This window comes from Spongiibacter marinus (assembly GCF_016906995.1).
Classification (GTDB): domain Bacteria; phylum Pseudomonadota; class Gammaproteobacteria; order Pseudomonadales; family Spongiibacteraceae; genus Spongiibacter; species Spongiibacter marinus.
The window spans coordinates 22,344-42,708 of sequence record NZ_JAFBBD010000011.1; the positions used below are offsets into that span (position 1 = coordinate 22,344).

20 protein-coding genes, 1 tRNA gene and 1 pseudogene are annotated in these 20,365 nt (G+C 50.5%); 12 read left to right on the plus strand and 10 right to left on the minus strand.

Annotated elements, in window-relative coordinates:
* Nucleotide 1 precedes the first annotated feature (1 nt).
* The 4 genes from HNR64_RS15530 to HNR64_RS15545 all read left to right on the plus strand — a co-directional run bounded on the left by HNR64_RS15530 (nt 2) and on the right by HNR64_RS15545 (nt 3,386).
* Nucleotides 2-1,387, plus strand: coding sequence for a wax ester/triacylglycerol synthase domain-containing protein (locus HNR64_RS15530; RefSeq protein WP_204997334.1), 1,386 nt, complete (start codon nt 2-4; stop codon nt 1,385-1,387).
* Between the two features lie 6 nt (nt 1,388-1,393).
* Complete coding sequence (locus HNR64_RS15535; RefSeq protein WP_204997335.1) at nt 1,394-2,236, plus strand: alpha/beta fold hydrolase; 843 nt, start codon at nt 1,394-1,396, stop codon at nt 2,234-2,236.
* Nucleotides 2,237-2,247: 11 nt separating this feature from the next.
* The gene (locus HNR64_RS15540; protein ID WP_204997336.1) at nt 2,248-2,730 is read left to right on the plus strand and encodes a DUF3336 domain-containing protein; all 483 of its coding nucleotides are present in this window, start codon (nt 2,248-2,250) and stop codon (nt 2,728-2,730) included.
* Between the two features lie 131 nt (nt 2,731-2,861).
* Nucleotides 2,862-3,386, plus strand: coding sequence for an IS630 family transposase (locus HNR64_RS15545; protein ID WP_204997337.1), 525 nt, complete (start codon nt 2,862-2,864; stop codon nt 3,384-3,386).
* Here HNR64_RS15545 and HNR64_RS15550 read toward each other — a convergent pair whose 3' ends face one another.
* Nucleotides 3,387-3,707 carry a 2Fe-2S iron-sulfur cluster-binding protein gene (locus HNR64_RS15550; protein WP_204997338.1) on the minus strand — a complete coding sequence of 107 codons (321 nt, stop codon included), beginning with the start codon at nt 3,705-3,707 and terminating at the stop codon, nt 3,387-3,389.
* Between the two features lie 168 nt (nt 3,708-3,875).
* Here HNR64_RS15550 and HNR64_RS15555 point away from each other — a divergent pair, with 168 nt between their 5' ends.
* The 4 genes from HNR64_RS15555 (at nt 3,876) to HNR64_RS15570 (ending at nt 10,243) form a co-directional block, all read left to right on the plus strand.
* Entirely contained in the window at nt 3,876-4,883 is a 1,008-nt protein-coding gene (locus tag HNR64_RS15555; protein ID WP_204997339.1) for an AraC family transcriptional regulator, read from the plus strand.
* Nucleotides 4,884-5,790: 907 nt separating this feature from the next.
* Nucleotides 5,791-7,311: an aldehyde dehydrogenase family protein gene (locus HNR64_RS15560; RefSeq protein WP_198570203.1), complete on the plus strand. Its 1,521-nt coding sequence runs from the start codon at nt 5,791-5,793 to the stop codon at nt 7,309-7,311.
* Nucleotides 7,312-7,354: 43 nt separating this feature from the next.
* Nucleotides 7,355-8,545, plus strand: coding sequence for an iron-containing alcohol dehydrogenase (locus HNR64_RS15565; protein ID WP_198570204.1), 1,191 nt, complete (start codon nt 7,355-7,357; stop codon nt 8,543-8,545).
* An 81-nt stretch (nt 8,546-8,626) separates the two neighbouring features.
* Nucleotides 8,627-10,243: a long-chain fatty acid--CoA ligase gene (locus HNR64_RS15570; protein WP_198570205.1), complete on the plus strand. Its 1,617-nt coding sequence runs from the start codon at nt 8,627-8,629 to the stop codon at nt 10,241-10,243.
* Between the two features lie 241 nt (nt 10,244-10,484).
* Here HNR64_RS15570 and HNR64_RS17575 read toward each other — a convergent pair whose 3' ends face one another.
* Complete coding sequence (locus tag HNR64_RS17575) at nt 10,485-10,715, minus strand: Fic family protein (protein WP_198571511.1); 231 nt, start codon at nt 10,713-10,715, stop codon at nt 10,485-10,487.
* 68 nt (nt 10,716-10,783) lie between these two features.
* Between HNR64_RS17575 and HNR64_RS17260 the strand changes: the two genes are divergently transcribed.
* Nucleotides 10,784-11,020: a hypothetical protein gene (locus tag HNR64_RS17260; protein WP_232787438.1), complete on the plus strand. Its 237-nt coding sequence runs from the start codon at nt 10,784-10,786 to the stop codon at nt 11,018-11,020.
* 38 nt (nt 11,021-11,058) lie between these two features.
* Here the strand turns inward: HNR64_RS17260 and HNR64_RS17580 are convergent.
* Nucleotides 11,059-11,300, minus strand: a pseudogene (locus HNR64_RS17580) (DUF4172 domain-containing protein); the annotation flags it as partial.
* Nucleotides 11,301-11,904: 604 nt separating this feature from the next.
* The gene (locus HNR64_RS15595) at nt 11,905-12,975 is read right to left on the minus strand and encodes a site-specific integrase (RefSeq protein ID WP_204997341.1); all 1,071 of its coding nucleotides are present in this window, start codon (nt 12,973-12,975) and stop codon (nt 11,905-11,907) included.
* Nucleotides 12,976-13,810: 835 nt separating this feature from the next.
* Between HNR64_RS15595 and HNR64_RS15600 the strand changes: the two genes are divergently transcribed.
* Nucleotides 13,811-14,122, plus strand: a complete 312-nt coding sequence (locus HNR64_RS15600; protein WP_204997342.1) for a hypothetical protein — start codon at nt 13,811-13,813, stop codon at nt 14,120-14,122.
* 205 nt (nt 14,123-14,327) lie between these two features.
* Here HNR64_RS15600 and HNR64_RS15605 read toward each other — a convergent pair whose 3' ends face one another.
* From HNR64_RS15605 to HNR64_RS15630, 6 genes are all read right to left on the minus strand, one after another.
* Nucleotides 14,328-15,647 carry a restriction endonuclease gene (locus HNR64_RS15605; protein ID WP_204997343.1) on the minus strand — a complete coding sequence of 440 codons (1,320 nt, stop codon included), beginning with the start codon at nt 15,645-15,647 and terminating at the stop codon, nt 14,328-14,330.
* Nucleotides 15,648-15,701: 54 nt separating this feature from the next.
* Nucleotides 15,702-16,931, minus strand: coding sequence for a tyrosine-type recombinase/integrase (locus HNR64_RS15610; protein WP_204997344.1), 1,230 nt, complete (start codon nt 16,929-16,931; stop codon nt 15,702-15,704).
* 176 nt (nt 16,932-17,107) lie between these two features.
* A tRNA-Phe gene (locus tag HNR64_RS15615) sits at nt 17,108-17,183 on the minus strand.
* A gap of 84 nt (nt 17,184-17,267) precedes the next feature.
* Entirely contained in the window at nt 17,268-17,540 is a 273-nt protein-coding gene (locus HNR64_RS15620; RefSeq protein ID WP_204997345.1) for an oxidative damage protection protein, read from the minus strand.
* Nucleotides 17,537-18,607: an A/G-specific adenine glycosylase gene (gene mutY, locus HNR64_RS15625; RefSeq protein WP_204997346.1), complete on the minus strand. Its 1,071-nt coding sequence runs from the start codon at nt 18,605-18,607 to the stop codon at nt 17,537-17,539. Before mutY ends, HNR64_RS15620 begins: the two co-directional genes overlap by 4 nt.
* A complete protein-coding gene (locus HNR64_RS15630) occupies nt 18,600-19,001 on the minus strand; it encodes an acetyl-CoA sensor PanZ family protein (protein ID WP_204997347.1) in 402 nt (133 codons plus the stop codon). Before HNR64_RS15630 ends, mutY begins: the two co-directional genes overlap by 8 nt.
* An 81-nt stretch (nt 19,002-19,082) precedes the next feature.
* Between HNR64_RS15630 and hisB the strand changes: the two genes are divergently transcribed.
* Both hisB and hisH read left to right on the plus strand, forming a co-directional pair.
* Nucleotides 19,083-19,676: an imidazoleglycerol-phosphate dehydratase HisB gene (gene hisB, locus HNR64_RS15635; protein WP_027873086.1), complete on the plus strand. Its 594-nt coding sequence runs from the start codon at nt 19,083-19,085 to the stop codon at nt 19,674-19,676.
* Nucleotides 19,677-19,688: 12 nt separating this feature from the next.
* Entirely contained in the window at nt 19,689-20,357 is a 669-nt protein-coding gene (hisH, locus tag HNR64_RS15640; protein WP_204997348.1) for an imidazole glycerol phosphate synthase subunit HisH, read from the plus strand.
* The last annotated feature ends 8 nt before the right edge of the window (nt 20,358-20,365 follow it).

The following is a 20,365-nucleotide window of genomic DNA, read 5'->3' on the forward strand; positions in this document are numbered from 1 at the left end:
CATGACAGCAACAACCCCTTCACCTGAGCCGACAATCTGGCATGCAGATGATAGCCTCAACGCCTTTGAGTCGCTGATGTGGCGCCTCGACAGATACGACAACCTGCGCTCAGCGGTGTGCGGCATAGAAGTCATTGAAGGCACGCTTTCGAGCGACGAGATCCGCAAGGTATGTAACTACTTACTACAGCGCGCACCCCGACTGTCGCAACGCCTGGTAAAAGCCCTGCCCTTTACCAATCCGGTCTGGCAGACCGACACCCACTTCTCTCTGGACAACCACCTGATCCTGGTGGACGGGGGCAACTGCGGCCTCGACGAGGTGTTCGACATAACCGCAGATTTCGCCATGGATGACTTTAACCGGGCGCATTCCCCCTGGGAGCTGATGTATGTTTCGAATCTCGAAAACAATCAATCGGCCTTGATCATCAAGATTCATCACGCCATGTCTGACGGGATTGGAATCGCGCAACTGCTCGACATTCTTCACAGCGATATTCCCGAACAGGTCGACGATTTTGGCAGCCAGGATGGCCAGCCCAAAACACCGGCGCTGACGGTTTTGCGACGCTCACTGCTCTCTCGCGAAGCACTCAAAACCCGCGCCCAACGTTCTGGCGCCCTGCTCGTCAAACTTTCCCGCCGTAAAGGCGCTGCCAGCGAGCTCGCCCGCTATGTCTCATCCCTGAGCCGGGTACTCTCCCCGCCGGATGCCAAGCCCTCGCCGCTGATGTCCCACCGCAACGACCGCTGGCAATTTGACGGCTTCACCCTTCCCCTTGACGCGATGAAAGGCGCGGCAAAAAGCCGCTCGGTCAAACTGAACGACATCTTTATCGCAGGCGTGTTGCGCGGCTTTTGGCTGTACCACGAGCACGCCGGTGTTGAACACCCCGCAGTGCCGGTCACCATCCCGGTGAATGTCCGCCCGGAAGGCAAACAGGGTGGCGGCAATCACTTTGTACCATTGCAGATTTCCGGGCCGCTGTGCGGCGATACCGCTCAGCTGATTTCCGTCGTCAATCGGCAGGTTCAGCGCAAGCGCCGGGAGGTCGCCCTGACCGCGCCCATGTTACTGATGCCGGTACTGAATTCGCTTCCGGATTCGCTGGTGGCCCGGCAGATGTCTCAGCAGTTGCGCGGCACCGACATTCAGATGAGCAATGTGCCAGGCACTCAGAATCGGCCCAGCCTGGCGGGTAGGCCCGTCACTGCCCTCTATCCCTTCGCGCCCTTACCGGGTTGCGCTGCAATGATCTCGCTGGTTTCTATCGCCGAAGACTGCTATGTCGGCTTGAATCTCGACAGCGCTGCGGTCACCGACAAAGCCCTGCTCAAGCAGATGATTCAGCAGGGCTTTAACGACATTTTCAACGAGGGCTAACAGACCGTGAAACTAAGTAAATTCAAAGGCTGCCGCGGCGAAAGCATCGCGTGGCAGTGCTGGACACAGGACGCGCCCATCGCCTCGGTGGTGATCTCTCACGGCCTGGGCGAGCACGGCGGTCGTTATGCACCCATGGCGGAACGGCTACACCGGGATGGCTATAATGTTTTTGCCATAGACCACCGGGGTCACGGCCGGTCCTCCGGACGCCGCGGCGACATTTTCAACTTTGAAGATTGCATCGCCAACCTAGCCACCTTGATCAGCACCGTGGTGCGCCCATTGGGTTGCCCAGTGATTCTGTTTGGCCATAGCATGGGCGGCGCCATTGCCACCGGTTACACCTTAAAACATCAGGGCCAGTTCGCCGCTTTAATGCTCTCTGGCCCGGCCCTGTCTACCGAGCTGGTACCGGGGCCAATGAAGCTCATCAGTAAATATCTGGCTAAGGCGGTGCCGTTTCTGCCGGTGCTGAAAATCGACCCCAGCCTTGTGAGTCGCGACCCGGAACAAGTGCGCGGCTACGAGGATGACCCATTGAATCTTCACGGCAGCGTGCCCATTCGCACCGTTGCTGAACTGGCAGCGGCGATTGACCCAATGCCCAAGCAGTTCTCAAAAATCACTCTGCCGCTGTTGGTAATGCACGGCGCCGAGGACCAATTGATACCCGCCGAGGCCAGCAAGGTGCTGTATGACAACTGCACCAGCGAAGACAAAACCCTGAAGATTTATCCTCACTTGTACCACGAGATTCTCAACGAACTACCCGAGGATCGCGCCCGGGTACTCGCGGATATCAGTGACTGGGTGCATACCCGCTATGCCAATGCCGAGGTGAGCTAAAGGCCAGGCCGATGATACGCACTCTTGAAAATACCCTTGCCAATGCCTCCTGCTATGAGGAGTGGCGGAACGCTGCGCAAAAGCTCGACGAGCTGACCGGCATGGATTATTGGAAAGAGACTGACCGAACCGGTCATTACGACTACCGATCAATACGTCGACGACTGGATTCCCTGCGGGAGCTGCTCGCCGATGGCAACCAACGCGGGGTGCTCTACGCCTTGAACGAAGGTATTCACGGCAATATGGGCGGCATGGGAAACATGCGTCTGTATACCCAGGCCGGCTTCGGCACCAAAACCCTTATTGTTGAATTCATTGAGGAGATGGTCGCCGCACTCCAATTTTTGGCAAGCAGCAAATCCGACAATATCCCCCTCGCCGAAAAACAGGATTTTCCGGCGCGCGAGCCGCTGCGCAGGGCGTTCCGCGCTAATATTAAGCGGCTCCGGCAACTTTTTTTATTTCCATCTAGTGGCTCATGCGGAAAATAATGTAACGTTAAGACGAGGAGGTGTATAGCGTTTTTCCTATGCGTACTCCCAAATCTCTACACGTTTCTGACGATACCGCAGCCACTCTTAACGAATGGTGCCGGTCAACGACTTTGCCGCACGGGCAGATCATGCGAGCGAAGATTATTCTTCAGCTCAGCGAAGGTATGACTCCCACAGAGGTTGCCACCGCACAGCGGACCTCGGCAAAGACGGTTCACCGCTGGCGCAACCGCTTCGAAGAAGAAGGCGTTGAAGGGCTACAAGAACGCGCTCGCAGCGGAAGACCTACCGTCATTGATAAGAAGACCGTAGACCGGGTTCTGTTTCTAACGACAAAGCGGATACCACAAGAAGCGACGCACTGGAGTATTGAGCTGATGGCTAAGTACGCTGAAGTGACGCCATGGCAGGTCCGCCAGATATGGGAAGCGGCTGATTTGCGTCCTCATCGGCTAAAGACATTCAAGATCAGTAATGACCCTAAGTTCTCTGATAAGGTGATCGACATTGTTGGGCTGTACATGAATCCGCCGGACAATGCTGTCGTTATGAGCGTTGAAGAGAAGACACAAATTCAGGCCTTGGATAGGACGCAACCTGGCTTTCCTCTAAGCCCGAGTCGAATTGGAAACCGGACACATGCCTCTATTTAATTACATTTGAAATTCGGGAAGTCTAACTACAGCACCTTCAAGAGCGGGAGTTACGACAACCTGGCAAGCTAATCTAGAACCCTCGGATATTTCCGGCGTCATGGTCAACAATGATTGCTCATCGCTGCCAATTTCTCCGGAGCTACCCAGCCATTCTTTCTCAATAACTATGTGGCAGGTTCCACATGCACAATTTCCGCCACAATCGGCATCGATTCCTGGGACCAGATTATTAATTGCGGCAGACATCAGGTTTTCACCTTCTAGAGCATCAACGTTGTGCTCAACGCCGGTGTGTTCAATAAATCTTATTTTGACCATTACTCGCTATCTCCTCTAAACACATTTTTATAATGGCAGCGATTTAAAAATGTTACAGGTTATTATCTGACAAAGGGGGGGGGCAATTTAAGACAAATGGGGTAATATTATGTATAATAATTAGTAATTAATTGCAGCAGTTTTAATATCAACAATATGAATTAAAGTATGATAAACAACAGGGCAACGATTTCCACAAGCTATTCAAAAGTTATCGCGAGAGAACTGAATCTTAGCGAAGACGCCTTAGGGCCATTCCTTAAGGGCACTAATCTCAAGCCGCGTGAATTTATGGATCCAAACACCCTGCTAACGCCAACTCAACAACTAAACATTATTGAAAATGCATTGGAAATCTATGGGGACAGGGGGCTGGGGCTACAGGTCGGACATAAAATCACCCCTTTTAGTCACGGACCACTGGGTTTGCTCGCCTACAGCAGTCCGACGTTAATGGATGCAATAAAAGCTTTCTGCAACTATCTGCCAACACGAATTATTCTCACCCATTTAACGACGAAAAAATCTGAGAGATACCTAGAGTGTCATCTTATTCTTGATATAAAAACAAATGAAAAAATATACCGCTTTTTTATCGAGGCATTTAGTGCCACGCTGGTTTCGATCGTCAATTTTGTTCTAGGATATACGCCCGCAGAATTACTAATTGAATACAAATACTCTCAGCCACATTATTCTGGAATCTATGGGCGCTATATCGACTTTAAGTATTCGTTTTCAAAATCACAATCTGTACTATTCATACCAATCGAGCTTTGCGAGAAGCGTAATGCAAACGCCGATCAGGAAAATTATCGAATCGCCTTGCAGCAATGCAAAAAGCGTTTAAGGCAGCTGGGGGGAGGGGTGGTTAATCAAGTTGAGAGCATCATTTTTTCACGAGGGTCTATACATAGCACAGAAGAAGTGGCATCACTGCTGTTAATGAATAAGCGGACTTTGGCTAGAAGGCTTAATGATGAAAACAGTTGTTTCCGCGAAATACGTGACAAGGTCCTGGCAACTCTCGCTTGTGAGTATCTTAGCCAAACTCAGCTATCAGTAGAAGTTATCGCGCAAATTATTGGCTATCACGACAGCGCTAGCTTTCGGCGAGCATTCAAGCGCTGGAAAAGTATCACTCCCAGTCAGTTTCGCGAGAAAAATCAGCTCTAATTGCAAAAGAAAAGGCCCTCAATAATTTATCTTAAAAAAAGCGCGATAAATTATCGCGCAAGCTGGGTGGGACGGTGAAGCATCATGCAATATCATTGCAACAATTAATTAAAATATAGTAATCGATCTCACAACAAAAGGATTCTTTCCCGATATTGCGAATTTTATGCCTTAATAAGGTTTTAAGTAGTTTCGGTCGTTCACCATAGTTTTTTAGTTATCTGTGTTTTGCAGATTTTTTCTCACTCCTCTTCTTCTCATCGCCAAAAATCAGAATTTACAATGCTTTGCGAAGGGTGTTTTTTCTGTCAACTAAGTTTCTCGATCTTGGCACCCTTATTGCCGGCATGCAAATTCTAAGGAGGTTACGAAATCTCTTGATTTTACAATGCCTGCCTTCGGCAGTGCTCCCTGTGTTGTGATTAGTTCAGCAATCATAATGGACAACCGGAAATTAACGACTGGCCTCATTCTCGAATATTTTATTGGATTCATTATAATTTTATATGGTATAGCTGAGCATTCTCGGTAAAAATTATAATACACATTATTAGTGTCAAAAATTCAAAAAATACTACTTATATTTTAATTAAATAATTAAGGGCGGATTTTCCTCCGGATGGCTTGTATTCCCTTGGTTGAGCCGTTCTTAGTAATGGTGCACCTAATTTTGGGGATTGTCTTATCGCATTCGGACAATTGGTTGACATTGGAGGACACATGGTTGCCGGCGCACGTTAAAGATATAAATAGATTGGATTGATCGTATCGCGCGTGACTCGTACCGCTAAAAGTTGTCCTCAACTGCCAATACTTTTGTTCCATCCAAGCGAAAGAATAAGCTGTCGTCAGAAGCAATGACGCTAAAGTCTGTTTCCATCAAAAAATAATCGATTAAGGAAGTGAAATGGTATCAATAGCCGAACCGCCATGTTACAACCACATCATTAATGGGCAGGATACACCACCGAAGGAAAATGCCTACATTGATGTGATTTGCCCCGCTACGGGAAAAATTATTGCATTGACTGCCGACGGCGACGCTCGCGATGTCGATCTGGCTGTAGAGGCAGCAAGCACAGCATTTAAAAATAAAGATTGGCGGTTTATGGCGCCAGAACAACGCTCAAAACTACTTTATCAATTGGGCAATACCGTGCTGGCCAACGCACAGGAATTGGCCCAACTGGAAGTTGAAGCTTCCGGGGGAACCATAAAACGAGTAATGGGGCTGGATATGCTGGCCATTGCCGACTTGTTCTTTACGTTGGCAGAGTCAATTAAAGACTATCCATTTATCGAGAACCTGGCGCCCAAACTGCTTCCAGAGCAGGTTAATACTATGGTGGTTCGCGAAGCAGTTGGCGTCTGCGGTGTCATCACAGCCTGGAATTTCCCCCTACTCCTGCTTGCCTGGAAAATTGCCCCAGCATTAGCCGCCGGAAATACGGTTGTTGTTAAGGCATCTGAACTTACACCAACCTCTACCTATCGAGTTATCGAACTATTTAACACCCTACTCCCACCTGGCGTACTTAATCTGGTCAGTGGTACTGGCGTCAAAGTTGGCGACGCCCTGGTAAGACATCCCAAGGTCAACAAGATTTCATTTACCGGGTCAACCCGAACCGGCAAGCAAATACAAACAGCAGCCGCAGAAACGCTGAAGCGCGTCACATTGGAACTCGGTGGTAAAGGTGCCGCGATAGTGATGCCCGATGCCAATCTTGAACTTGTCGCCCACGGTGCACTGTTCGGCATTATGATGAACGCGGGGCAAGCCTGTGAATCAGCCAGCCGTCTTATTGTGCACGAAGACATTCACGACGAGTTGGTGGCGAAGATGACAGAGGCTGCAGAGAAGATTGCGGTCGGCAACCCATTCGACCCCAACACAGGAATGGGCCCCATTATTTCGGAACAGCAATTTAACAAAATCATAGCCTATATCGATTCGGCCAGAGAGCAAGGTGCCAAGATAGTCTGCGGAGGGGAACGCCGTCACGTAGCGGGCTGCGAAAACGGCTACTTCGTTGCGCCGACTATTATCACCGAATGCCGTAATGATATGACGCACGCCTGCGAAGAAATCTTTGGACCGGTACTCTCGGTGCTGAAATACCGGGACATTGATGCTGCAATAGACACCGCCAACGACTCTGTTTATGGACTTTCCGCCGGCATCTGGACCGAAGATGTTGTTGAAGCCCAGGCCATCGCCCGACGTCTGGAGGCGGGATCGGTGTGGATTAACGACTGGCATATGATGCGCACCGACGCGCCATTTGGTGGCATGAAGCAAAGTGGCTATGGCCGAGAAATGAGTGAACTGAGTCTGCACTCGTACACCGAAATCAAAGCGATTTCGACAGCTTTCGAACGCGACCCTAGAAAGAAATCAACCTATCAATTGGTGCATTCCTTTTAATCGGCGCTCTCAGGTCAACTTTTACAATTAGCGAGATAATAAGATGTCATCATCACATTACTATCAATACACTATGCGCACTGCTCTGCACTGTGCAGCGGGATCTATCATTCGGCTACCAGCTTTATTTGACGGCATGGGCGCAAAACGCGTTGTCTTATACAGCGACACGGGATTAAGACAAGCCGGCATTGTCGACAAGGTCATCTCGGTTTTTGCGAATGGAGCCAGCAATAAGGCGAAATTAGTCGGTGTTTACACTGAAATCAGTCAGGATGCCGGATGCGAATCAGTAAACGAAGCGACCGCCTTCGCGCGCTCAGTGGGTGCAGACGCCATATTGGCGGTCGGCGGCGGCAGCGTACTGGACGCCTCCAAAGGCGTTAAATATTCCCTGCAACACGGCGCCTCCGATATTACCGAACTGCTCCAGAGCGGTATTAAACTTGAGTCATGGCCAAAGGCGCAACATTCAGCCATTCCTCATATCGGTGTTCCAACAACGGCGGGCACAGGCGCCGAAGTGTCCCCTGTAGCGGTGTTTTATAACGAATCGCTCGGTATCAAAACCAATCTCGTTGCCCCATTTTTAGAACCCGACATGGCCGTGCTAGACGCAAATTTAACCCTGGGCCTGCCGCCGTCGCTCACTGCAGCGACCGGTATGGACGCATTGACCCATGCTCTGGAAGCGATTGCTTCACCCACCTCCAATGCCTTGACCGATGCCCACGCCTTTCATGCCGCACAGTTAATCGTCGAAAACCTGCCAAAGGTGATTGAACGCGGCGACGACGTTATCGCCCGATCCAATATGCTACAGGCCAGCAGTATGGCGATTGATGCCTTTGGTGGTAGCTTGAATGCCATCCCGGTTCACAACTGTGCCCACGCCTTTGGCAGCATGTTTCACATTCCCCACGGTGATGCGAACGCCGCACTGCTGCCGGTGGTAATGGAAGCCTGTCAGGACTTTTATCGCGGGAAGGGCCGGCGTCTGGCTAAAGCACTGAATTTGCCACAAGAAGGTGACGATCTGGAGCTGGTCCACAATTGCATTGGGTTTCTAAAGGATTTTCAACGCAATATTGGTTGTACGACTGAGTTTTCGCGCTGGAATGCCACCCAAGATAAGAAGGGTGAAATCGTGGTTGCTATTGCTTCTGACCCTGCCGCCATGTTCTATCCCATCCCTGCCGACGCGGTTTCTAAGATTATTCAAGCCGTTTCCTGATCCAACCCTCGGCCTATCCAATGGAATGGGCCGAGGAACTCAAACAACAAGAAGGTTTAAATCACAATGCTCTGTGGGAATATGCAAACCAACGGTCTACTGATTTCAGATATTCTCGAATATACCGTACGCCACAACCCTGACTCTAAAATCACCAGCCGCGACAACGACGGCAGCATTCGGCAATTTAGTTACAGCGAACTCTACCAACGTGTTTTAAAGCTCGCCAGCGCCCTGGACCAACTCGGCGTAGCCCTCGGCGACCGCATCGCAACAATCGCCTGGAACAACCACCGCCACCTGGAGCTGTACTATGCTATTTCCGGTTTAGGCGCCGTTACTCACACCATTAACCCGAGACTGTTCCACGAACAAATTAGCTATATCGTCAATCATGCTGAAGACAAGATGATTTTTGTCGACGAAAGCTTTGTCGACATCGTCCGCGAACTCCAGTCCAGCTTTACATCAAAGCCTACCATTGTGCTCATGACGGAAAGACCTACTTCGGCGGAGCAAGCACTTGAAGGTGCGCTCTATTATGAAGATCTCATTGAAGGGGCCACACCTCTGAACGGCTGGCCGAGCTTTGATGACCAAGCCGCCGCCGCACTTTGTTATACCTCGGGCACAACCGGCAATCCAAAAGGCGCGCTCTATTCGCACTCATCGACGATTCTGCACGCCATGAATGCCTGCCGCCCCGATATTTTCGATTTTGACAAAAGCAGTGTCATCCTTCCAGTCGTCCCTATGTTTCATGTTAGCGCCTGGGGTACGCCCTATGCCGCGTTGATGTGCGGTGCGCATCTGGTACTACCCGGAAGCGCGCTGGATGGCCAATCGCTGTCTGAGTTAGCGAAACGCTGTGAAGTGGACTGTATGCTAGGCGTTCCCTCTATCTGGTTTAGCCTGCTCGCCTTTTTGAAAAGCAATGACACCACCCTGCCCAGCCTCAAAAAAGTGGTTGTGGGTGGTTCCGCTGCGCCTGAGAGTATGATCAGTGAGTTTGAAGATATCCACGACGTACGTGTCATCCACGCCTGGGGAATGACCGAACTCAGCCCTCTGGGTACAATCAATACCGCATCTATCACCCATACCCATCTGGAGAAGGCGGCATTGCTTCAACTGCAAAAGAAGCAGGGTCGAGCCTCCTTCGGGATCAAACTAAAAATTGTGAACGCGGATAATGAGGAACTCCCCCAGGACGGTAACGCGGTGGGAAGATTACTGGTCAAAGGCCCTTGGGTGATTGAGCGCTATTACAAAGCGGATGAATCCGCATTGACGGAAGATGGTTGGTTCGACACCGGCGATGTTGCCAGCATTGATGAGCTTGGCTACATGACCATTGTCGACCGGGAAAAAGATGTCGTCAAATCTGGCGGTGAGTGGATCAGTTCAATCGAACTGGAAAATATCGCCGTTGGTCACGACGGTGTAAAAGAAGCCGCCGTCATTGCGGCACACCATGAAAAATGGGACGAACGCCCCTTGCTGATCGCCGTCAAGCATTCGATGGCAACAATTAGCAAAGACGAACTTATCGGCTATTTCGACGGTAAGGTCGCTAAATGGTGGATTCCTGACGATGTCATCTTTGTAGATGCATTACCCTATAACGCGACAGGAAAAATCCTGAAACGGGATTTGCGCCTGAGTTATGAAGATCACTACTTAAAAAGTGAGCGATAAGTGTATGCTTAGATCTTTAAGGCTATAAAATGGCATTGAAAATTGCCAGTTGGCGCGCATACCAGAAAGTACCAAAGAATTAGGATCATTGCTTTGTTTCAGCTAATTATGCAGTGACCAATGCATAGTTGGTGCTTCGGCCTCTACTAGGTAATTTTTTCAACGTGCCTTTTTCGATCAAGTCATTAATATCCCGTGTAGCATTATCCTGTGATGCTGCTCCGCAGCATCAACGGCTGCCTCAAGGGCCTCCAGAAACCACACCGCCAGGGCGTGATATCTCGACGGCCCTTCTGGGATTTTTCAGGATGTCGTAATAGGATTTATGCCGCCACTGTATTTCAGCGGACATGCTGTAGAACCGGTGTGGGCTGCCCTCTGCTCGAGCCAGTTGCATATCCGCCGTCGCTCTTATTGTTCGCCCATTGCCGTCTTCAAAGGGTCGAATCGTGACGAACCAGAGGTGGGCAATATCCGCCTTTAGATTGAGGTCACCCTTGAAAGGGGGTTCTTACCATTCGTGGAAACGCGCCACTTCTTGTGGTAACCAGCATCCGGCGCTTCAAAGTGGACGGATTTGCGGCCTATTGGACCGGATACGATTTGAATAGGGCCGCCTTCGGCCTGATGCCAGTCACCGACGGTGATTTTGTGCATGCCGCTACGTCCAATGGAAAGCAGCGCTGCATCCCAGGAACACAGGCGCTCACAGGTAAGAGGCTTATCGAAGTGCTTGGTGGCTCCGGTATCATTTTCACCACGCTTTCCACGGCGTGATCAGCTTTAACCAGCGGTGGAATATCCATTCCCAGATACCGGGCAATAGGGGAGCGCACCTGCTGTTTGTCGAGGATTTCGCCCTCAATTTCGCTGGTGCGTAGTACATCTTCAGTCAGTGTGTAGAGCTCGGCCTCTTGCTGTAACTCAAAGCCCAGAGATTCATTCTTACGAGCAAGCGACCCTGCTTGCGAAACACCGCGGGTAGCCGCTCCGCGATGAAGCCTTCATCGAAGCTGAAGTTGGGCCAGTTGGGTAGCTCGTGAATATACTCTGTCATAATCGCCGCAAAATTGACATGTCCGCCAAAGCCACGAGTATTGCTTCGCGAGGTCTAGTGGGAGATTTGTGGGGGCACATGTCCTCTGCTATGCCAAACTATACCCAGAACAACGGACGCCTCGGATATTTTTAACTTAAAAACAGTAGCTTAGGACTTGGTTGGATTTCTCATAACCCGAAGGTCGTGCTTCAGAGTTGACACATAGCTCTGATGTCGTGCATCACTATCGTTCTTTTACTGTGTTTGTTCCTCTATCTCCCACTGTATGTCTGAAATTCCATTTCCGGAGGTATACAGTGCCAGAACGAGAAATTCTTAATCGAGAAGAAGTAGCCGCCTTGTTGGGAATAGCACCTCAGTCATTAACCAATCGAATCGCGAGAGGGGGGGCGTTTCCACCGTATCGGGAGCTTTCTCCCCGGTGTCGGGTTTGGTTGCGGTCGGACGTTGAATCCTGGATATCAACGATGCCAAAAAGAGCGTCGGCTTCGAGAAAGGCTCGAAATTTCCGGGCGGCTCGTTAGCCTTGCTGAGGTGGGGGCTGCATCGCCCCTATTTTTAGCCATGCAGGCTGCCCGGTTATCTATATTGGAGTATGCATTTACGATGCTGGTGGCAACACATTCCTCATTTTGCCGAGTAAGTGCTGTGCGTTCAGGTGTGTATATCGATTGAGCATGGCGATGGTTCGATGGCCAGTAATCAGTTGGGCTTCATGGGGCTCAAGGTGGTGCCGTTCGAATAATCGACTGGTTGCCTCGTGTCTCAGGTCGTGGAATCGAAGGTCTTGTAAATTGGCTCTCGCTGCACTTCGTTCAAATGCTTGCCGGATCTGAGGTGCGTTGCTGCCAAACACGCGGGAGCCTTCCTCTGTGCTCTCGCTTCGCAGCGACGTAATCTCCTGCGCTAAGTTGTACGAGAGGGGGAATTTCCGCGCATCATTGTTCTTAGAGAACTTGCGGTCTACCGTGACGAACGTGACGCCCAGTTGCGGGTCTTTGTATATATCTTGCCAGCGCAGTTGGGCGATTTCCGCCTGCCGCATTGCGGTTTCCAGTGCAAATCGTACTATTAGGCCTATTGGGGTTGTGCACCGAGTGTCTGTTTCATACTTAGCGCAGGCTTCCAGAAGTTTTTCTTCCTCATTGGGGAGTAGGCGTCGGTCTCGGGCGTTGTTTACTTTGGGAAGGCAGCCGGGTTTTACGGGGTTGTCGAGATTGAAGCCCAGTCGTGCATTGGCCAGATTATAGGCAGTGCGAATAAAGCCGACATTTTGCTTGATCGTGGCGGCTGCTACGGGTGGGTGTGCCTTGCGGAGCCGGTTTACCATCTCGGCAATGTGGCTTGTGCAGAAGGAGTCCGCAGGAATGCCTAACAAATCTGGGTGCTGTGCCTGCAAAGAGCGAATTTTTGAGGTGGTGGTGCGTCGAGTATTGGGTTTCCACTCTTCGGTTTTCTGCTCAATGAAGACATCGAGCAGTTCGCCAACCGTGATGGTGGCGCCCCGTAATGCGGCGTCAAAGCGGTGGGTGCGGGCGGCTTTGGCAAGCTGATTTAGCCACTGTGTGGCCGCTTCTTCGGTATCAAAGCTTCTGCTGATTCGCTGCCCTTGTTGCGTCACCCGTGCTCGGTAGCGAGAACCCCGTTTGTCGATAGAGCCAAAAAATTTCAATGCCTGTCTCTCCCGTCGGAAGGTTTCGAGAAGACAGTGGGAGAGTGCGGAACATAGTTAGCGTGTGAGCGGCGCGCATTTGTCCAGGATTGGTCCAAAACGGCGGCATTGCCACATCGCAATTTTTAAAAGTCTAGGAATATCAAGAAATTAAGTGGTGCAGAGGCATAACATAATTAACGTATTAACTATTTGATTATTAAGTTTATTTTATTGATAAAATTAGTATATGCCCCCTTTTATGCCCCCGGTTTTTGCGCCTGGGTCGTATGATTCAATTTTCAAGGAAGATGGTGGCAGGCAAAGAGCTGGCCATCCAGCTTCATTGGTCAATGATACTGGGTGTGATCAACTGCGCCAGAAGTTATACTCGTCTGTACTTTGGGCGGCTGCATGCTAATTATGGTCAGATTCGATAGCCCTATAATAAAATCAATTTTCCCATACTGGACATTCAGTCGTAAAAACGTCCAGCTATCGGCTGGGCACGAAATATCTTTCCCGCCGCGTTTGATAAAATGAGCGTTAACGACTTTCCGCATATGGGTATTTGACTAATCTAGCAAACAAAAGACATCTTGCCGCAAAAGGGGAGTAGTTGACGCGTCGATCAATGGTCTGTTCGGTTCATTTGTTCTGCTGTCCGATTAAAGGACGCCTGTGTCCAGTTTCGTGATGGTGCTGTCCATCAGCTCGACTTGAAATAACCAATCATTGCTCTAGGTTGCCCAGCTGTTTGACAGTTTCCAATGAAAATACCGAAGTGGTCGATTAAGTCGGATATATTTATACACTAGCTTGACTGAAAGGAAGCATTTGAGGGAGATCAAATTTTATGGGTTTTAAGATTATTATTGCTGCTCTAATTATTGCTGCGGCTATAGTGCTATCACCATTTATCTTTAATAGTATTAATAATGCGGTGGAGGAAAAAAAGGTAGATCAAGCCATGAACAATCGAGAAATGGCTGACATTGCGGTCTTGGAAATGTCTGCTCAAGAATATAAAGACATGTATGGTCGTTGTCCCACCTCTGTTGCAGATATGGTTGGTAAATTTATAGCAAGAGAGCCGCGAGACAGATATGGAGTAAGTTACCAAACTGATGAACAATGCCAATTCGGCTCTTTGGATAATCCGCTGTAAATCTTGAGCTGGTCTCCGGGTTTCTCGGAGGCTGACTTCCGTGAGAGAGTAAGCTGATAAGCAAACGACCTAGATATTCTCTCGAAGTTCGCTTGAGCTATATTCCACTTGAAAGGGGTGGCTGCGAAATTATCTAAAATTTCGGGGGTTATGCAGAGATTCCTTAGCGTACGCACCTTCATCTGGTATGAAGTGATTATTGGGTCTATGGTTCTGTGATATGATTAATAGTGTTTATTAGTTCGCTGTAATGACAAAGATAGACTCCGAGGGTGGCTGCTAGTTCACGTGCAGATTTCGTATATTGAGAGTTAGTGACTACTACAGCATGGTCACAACTGTAAAAACCTTTCCCGGTGTAAACTTGCTGAACTGCGCTATTCCCAACATTCGAGCTGTAATATTTGGCCTGAATTGCAATTCGCTTCCCCTCAGCTTCAGCCAAAACATCCACTCCTTGGTCTCCCGAGCTTTTGGTGACAAAACTCTTGATTCCGGCTTCCCCCAACAGCTCAACTATTGAATTTTCGAAATCGATTCCGCTCAATTCAGGCGAGTTATCTAACTCTCGCTCAATCTCATTAGCCGTTTCTTCAATGAAGCCTTTAAGGAGTTTTACAGCAAGAGTGCAAACAAGGTTGCCAGTGTTTAGCGTATAGCTATGTCTTGCTTCGAAATATTCTTGGGCAACATATTCTATATCCTCGCTATCAACGTTTCCCCACTCATCCGGAACTTCTGAAGCCCTCATTTTTCGTAGCAATGTGCCTCTAACTTCTGCCACATCCTTTTGAATAATTTCATAATTATCTGCCAAGTATTTTAAGCCTTCTGCAATGAACCCCGAAAAGTAGACTAGGACCTTGCTGGCATCCAGATTGTCAACAAAGATGTTGTCTTCATGCAATTCAAAACCATACCCATCAAGATCTTGAAGGTGAAGCTCTTCTTTTACTATCGCAATTAAAGGCGAAGCTTGGTGCTTTGCAGAAAACTCTAAATCCGAAAAGCAAACACGGCATAACTTTCTTGCTACAGCTTCGGAAGAACTGGCTTTTAATAGTATCGAAGGGACTGTATCAAATATATCAGGGTTGTCACGCAAGAGATCAGCTAGGGTTATTATTTGCTCTCCTTCACCATCGGTTCGTCCGCATAAGTCTGGGTATGGGTCAAAGAAATATTTTTGAAAGGCGCTAATAAGCTCGGTTCTATTAAAGCTCCCAATATCATAGCTTACTTCTATAATTGAGCGGTTGCTTACATCGTTCATAAACTGACAAAACGAAGTCCGCTTTTCGAGAATATCTATGAGCTCGTCGGAGCTAAGCGAGATTTTGTAGTTATAACCCCCTAGATAGTCCTCGCTGGATATTAGCAGACTGTCTCCGCAGAAACTTACTTTCTTATAAATGGATTGATCAATAATGAAATCCACTACAAAAAGTTTCGTTGAGATCGGAGTGCTGATCATCGAATCTTGGATGTATTCAGCAAATTCTGGTGATTGTGATGTGGTGTTCATTATTTACCCATGAAATTGAAGTGAATTTTCAGGTGCCCTATGTCGTTTTCTACTTCAGAATGATTTGTAAATTTTGATGTTGTCATGACTATTATGGCTCGCCTTTAGTTTGTCCAAGTAATCCGCCCATGCCTGCATCATTTCAGCGCGCTGAGGTAGGTGCTTAGTCCTGTTATAAGCTCGGCCCAGCGAGTCGCGGACTTGGTGCGCCAGCTGTTGCTCAATCCATTCAAGTCGATACTCCATGACCTCATCCAGTAAAGTTCTAGCTGTCGCTCTAAAGCCGTGGGCGCAGTGCTGGGTCTTGGTGTCGTACCCCAATTTCTGTAAGGAATTATTGATAGTGGCGGCGCTAACATGGCTCCGTGGGTTTCTTGCGCCGGGAAAAACATAGGCGCGGTGTGAGGTCAGGGGCTTTATATCTTCTAGTACGGCGAGTGCTTGATGGGATAGTGGCACAGTGTGAGCAATACCCATTTTCATTTTGCTGGCAGGTATGTTCCAGATAGCCGCATCTTGGTCTATTTCGTCCCAGCGCATGGCAATCATTTCTCCGGGGCGTTGGAATAGAAGGGGGCAAAGTTTCAGAAGGCAGCGAACAATGTGGGTGCCATCATACTTGTCGATAGCGGTGAGTAATTTACCTAGTTCGGTAGGGTCGGTAATAGCTGGTCGGTGCCTTGTAGTTTTCGGACGGAGTGCACCTTGGAGGTCAACTGCAGGATTTTCGGTGACTCTTTGTGTTTGCTTTGCATAGCGGAATATTTGGTTCAGGACTTGGCGGGCGTTGTGGGCGGTGTCGATGGCCCCCCGGTCTTCTATTCTTTGTAGAGTAGATAGTAGAGAGTGGGTATCAATTTGGTTGACGGGGGTGTTGCCTAACCAAGGGTTTAGATCATTACGTATAAGGGCTTCTCGCTTTACGGCGGTAGAAAGTGCCCAAGATGGCCGTTGTTTTTCGTACCATTCGGCTGCCAAAGCTGAAAAAGTGTTGTTGGCCTCGAACTTGGCTTTGGCTTTGGTGGTCTTTCTGAGTTGAGATGGATCTATACCTTCGCGAAGGAGGCGGCGGGCTTCGTCTCGCGCTATACGTGCTTCCGCGAGTGTGACTTCTGGATAGACCCCATGCCCAATTCGCTTCTCTTTGCCAGCGAAGCGGTACTTGTGTCTCCAGTACTTTGCGCCACTTGGGTGTATCTCTATATACAGGCCTTTTTCGTCGCTAATTCTGAAGATTTTCTCACGTGCTTTGGCCTGTTTTATTTTGATATCGGTTAACGCCATATATGCCCCTATTTGGGGGCAACAAGTTTTGGGTTGTGGTTCTTGCCCCCAGAGTGGCCCCCAGTTGCCCCCAGATTGTAGTAGGCTAACTTGGATGAATATGGGGTATTATAGCGCCGAAATCCGCGCTATCAGTGGGTTTGTTAGACTTTTTGGGAGTAAGGAGGAGTGCTAAATGGTGCCCAGAGGCGGAATCGAACCACCGACACGAGGATTTTCAATCCACTGCTCTACCGACTGAGCTATCTGGGCATGGCGACGCATCTGATGTGCTTCGCAAGAGGCGCGTATTAAACCTGTTCCGATTCAGGGAGTCAAGCCCCTGAAAACAGGAAGTTACTCGCTGGGCGGCACGTAGCCTTCGGCTTGTTCAAAGTCTTCGCCGGCAAAGAATTTTTCCATTTCTGCCTGGAGGAATTTTCGCGAGCCGGGGTCCATCATGCTCAGCTGTTTCTCGTTGATGAGCATGGTTTGGTGCGCCTGCCACTCTTCCCAGGCTTTTTTGGAAACGGTTTCGTAAATTTCCTGACCTTTCGCGCCGGGGTAGGGCGGCTTTGTCAGGCCTTCGAGTTCTTGTTGGTATTTCTTGCAGAAAACGGTGCGTGTCATGGCTGAGGTTCCGTAAATAAGTCGTTTTGCAGCAGGCTGTCGAGCAGTTTTTTGACGGGCGCCGCGAGGCCGAGCTGTTGTTGCCCACCCTTATACCAAAGCTGGCGAGTGCCTTCCATGATCCGCGTCGGCTCTCGCTGCAGGCGGATGTGCTGCGGTTGAATGTCCAGGTGGTAGTGACTAAAGGTGTGGCGCATGGGACTCAGCGCTTCGGCAACGCCAATGTGGCCAACCGTCGCGTCGAGGTAGTCGTCGATATCACCGTCGCTGTCCAGCTCCGGCAGGCTCCACAGGCCGCCCCAAATGCCGCTGCTGGGGCGCTTTTCCAGCAGGATCTCCCCTTGAAGGTTTTCAATCAGCAGCATATGGGTGGTTTTTACCGGCAGGGCTTTGCGTGGCTTTTTGCCGGGGTAATCACTCTGGCGGCCCATGGCCTTGGCCTTGCAATCGTCACTGACGGGGCAGCGATCACACTCGGGTTTGCTGCGCCGGCAAAGGGTGGCGCCGAGGTCCATGATGGCCTGGGTGTAGTCGGCGGCCCGTTGTTGTGGGGTGTAAGCCTCGGCGAGCTGCCAAAGCTGTTGTTCAATCTCGCGCTTGCCCGGCCAGCCATCGATGGCGCTGTGGCGGCTGAGCACGCGTTTGACGTTGCCATCGAGAATGGCGGCGCTGCCGCCGCAGGCAATGCTGAATATTGCGGCGGCCGTGGAGCGACCAATACCCGGCAGTGACGCGATAGTCTCCGGTGTTTGCGGGAACTCGCCGTTGTGCTCGTTCACAATGGTTTGCGCCGCTTTGTGCAGGTTGCGCGCCCGGGCGTAGTAGCCCAGCCCCGTCCAAAGGGCGAGAACATCGTCGATATCTGCCTGCGCCAGCGCCTCTGCGCTGGGGAAGCGGGCCATAAAGCGCTGATAGTAGGGGATGACCGTGGTGACCTGGGTTTGCTGGAGCATAATTTCAGACACCCACACCCGATAGGGATTGATGTCTTGCTGCCAGGGCAGGTCTTTGCGGCCGTGCTGGTCGAACCAGTTCAGCAGGCGGCGGCTGAAGTCGCTGTCACTCACCGCTGGGGCGCTGCCACTGCCACGTCGATCCTTGATTTTGAAACCCCAGCTCGGTCAGCAGCGGGCTGAGTTCCGGCGCGCTGGAGATGTCGGCCGACATACTGCGCAGGTCCTCAGGCAATGCTTTCATCGCCTGGATCAATAGCTGGCGCGCTGCACCGCGTCGACGGGTGATATCGCGAACGGTGAGCCTGGCCAACTGGTAGTCGCCATTGTGGATCGGCGTTAAGGTCATCGCGGCAATCAGGCGGTCATTAAAGCGTCCACCAATCAGCAAGAGTTGCTCACTTTGCGCGGCGCTGATCAGTTTTTCGGCGTCGTCGGCATACAGACGTTCTAGGTCTACACGGTCCTCTGGGGCAGGATCGCGAATGTATTCTGAATATACGGGCATTTATCCGCACTCTGCTGGCTGTAATACGGGTCGGGATTTTTTATAATGGCGTATTGTACGCAATCTTCAGTAGAGACGTCGATGACAGAGCGCAAGGCGAGTATCAGCCGCAACACCCTGGAAACCCAAATCACGGTCAGTGTAAATCTGGATGGCACCGGCCAGTCCAGCTTTGAGACCGGAGTTCCCTTTCTCGATCACATGATGGATCAGATTGCCCGCCACGGCATGATTGACCTGGCTGTGCAGGCCAAGGGCGATTTACATATCGACGACCACCACACCGTGGAAGATATCGGCATTACCATGGGTCAGGCCTTTGCCGAGGCGGTGGGCGATAAAAAAGGCATCACCCGATACGGCCACGCCTATGTGCCGCTGGATGAAGCCCTGTCGCGTGTCGTTATCGACTTCTCTGGGCGTCCCGGGTTGGAATACCACGTGCCCTATACCCGTGCCAGCGTGGGTGGTTTCGATGTAGACCTGTTCTCAGAGTTCTTCCACGGCTTTATCAACCACGCCAAGGTCACCCTGCATATCGATAATTTGCGCGGCACCAATACTCACCACCAGGCCGAGACGGTGTTTAAAGCCTTCGGTCGTGCCCTGCGTATGGCCTTGTCGGTGGATGAGCGTATGGCGGGCATTACCCCGTCGACTAAAGGGTGTCTCTAGGATTTCTGCGATATGACTAAATCAACCGTTGCCGTTATCGACTACGGCATGGGTAATTTGCACTCGGTGGCCAGTGCACTGCACAAGGTCGGTGGCGACGACGTTGAGGTACAGGTTACCGATTGCCCGGATACCATCTTTGCCGCCGACCGGGTGATTTTTCCCGGTGTGGGCGCGATTCGCGACTGCATGGCCGAGCTGAAAAACCGCGGTCTGGATGAAATTGTTCAGGAAGTGGCGGCCACTAAACCCCTGCTGGGTATTTGCGTGGGTATGCAGGCGCTGATGGAAAGCAGTGAGGAGAACGGCGGCGTCGAGTGCCTGGACGTGCTACCGGGCCAGGTAAAGTTTTTCGGTAAAGACCTGCGCGAGGCAAACGGCGAGCGCCTGAAAGTGCCGCACATGGGCTGGAACACGGTTAGCCAAACCATCGACCACCCGCTGTGGGAAGGTATTGCCGATAATAGCCGTTTCTACTTTGTGCACAGCTACTATATCGACGCGCCTGAATTTGTTGCCGCCACGGCTCACTACGGGGTAGAGATACATGCCGCAATGAGTTGCGAGAATGTGTTTGCCGTGCAGTTTCACCCGGAAAAGAGCGGCGAGACCGGTCTGCGTCTGCTCAGTAATTTTCTGCGCTGGGATGGCGGGCAACCGACCTTCCGGCCCGTATCCTAAGCGTTATC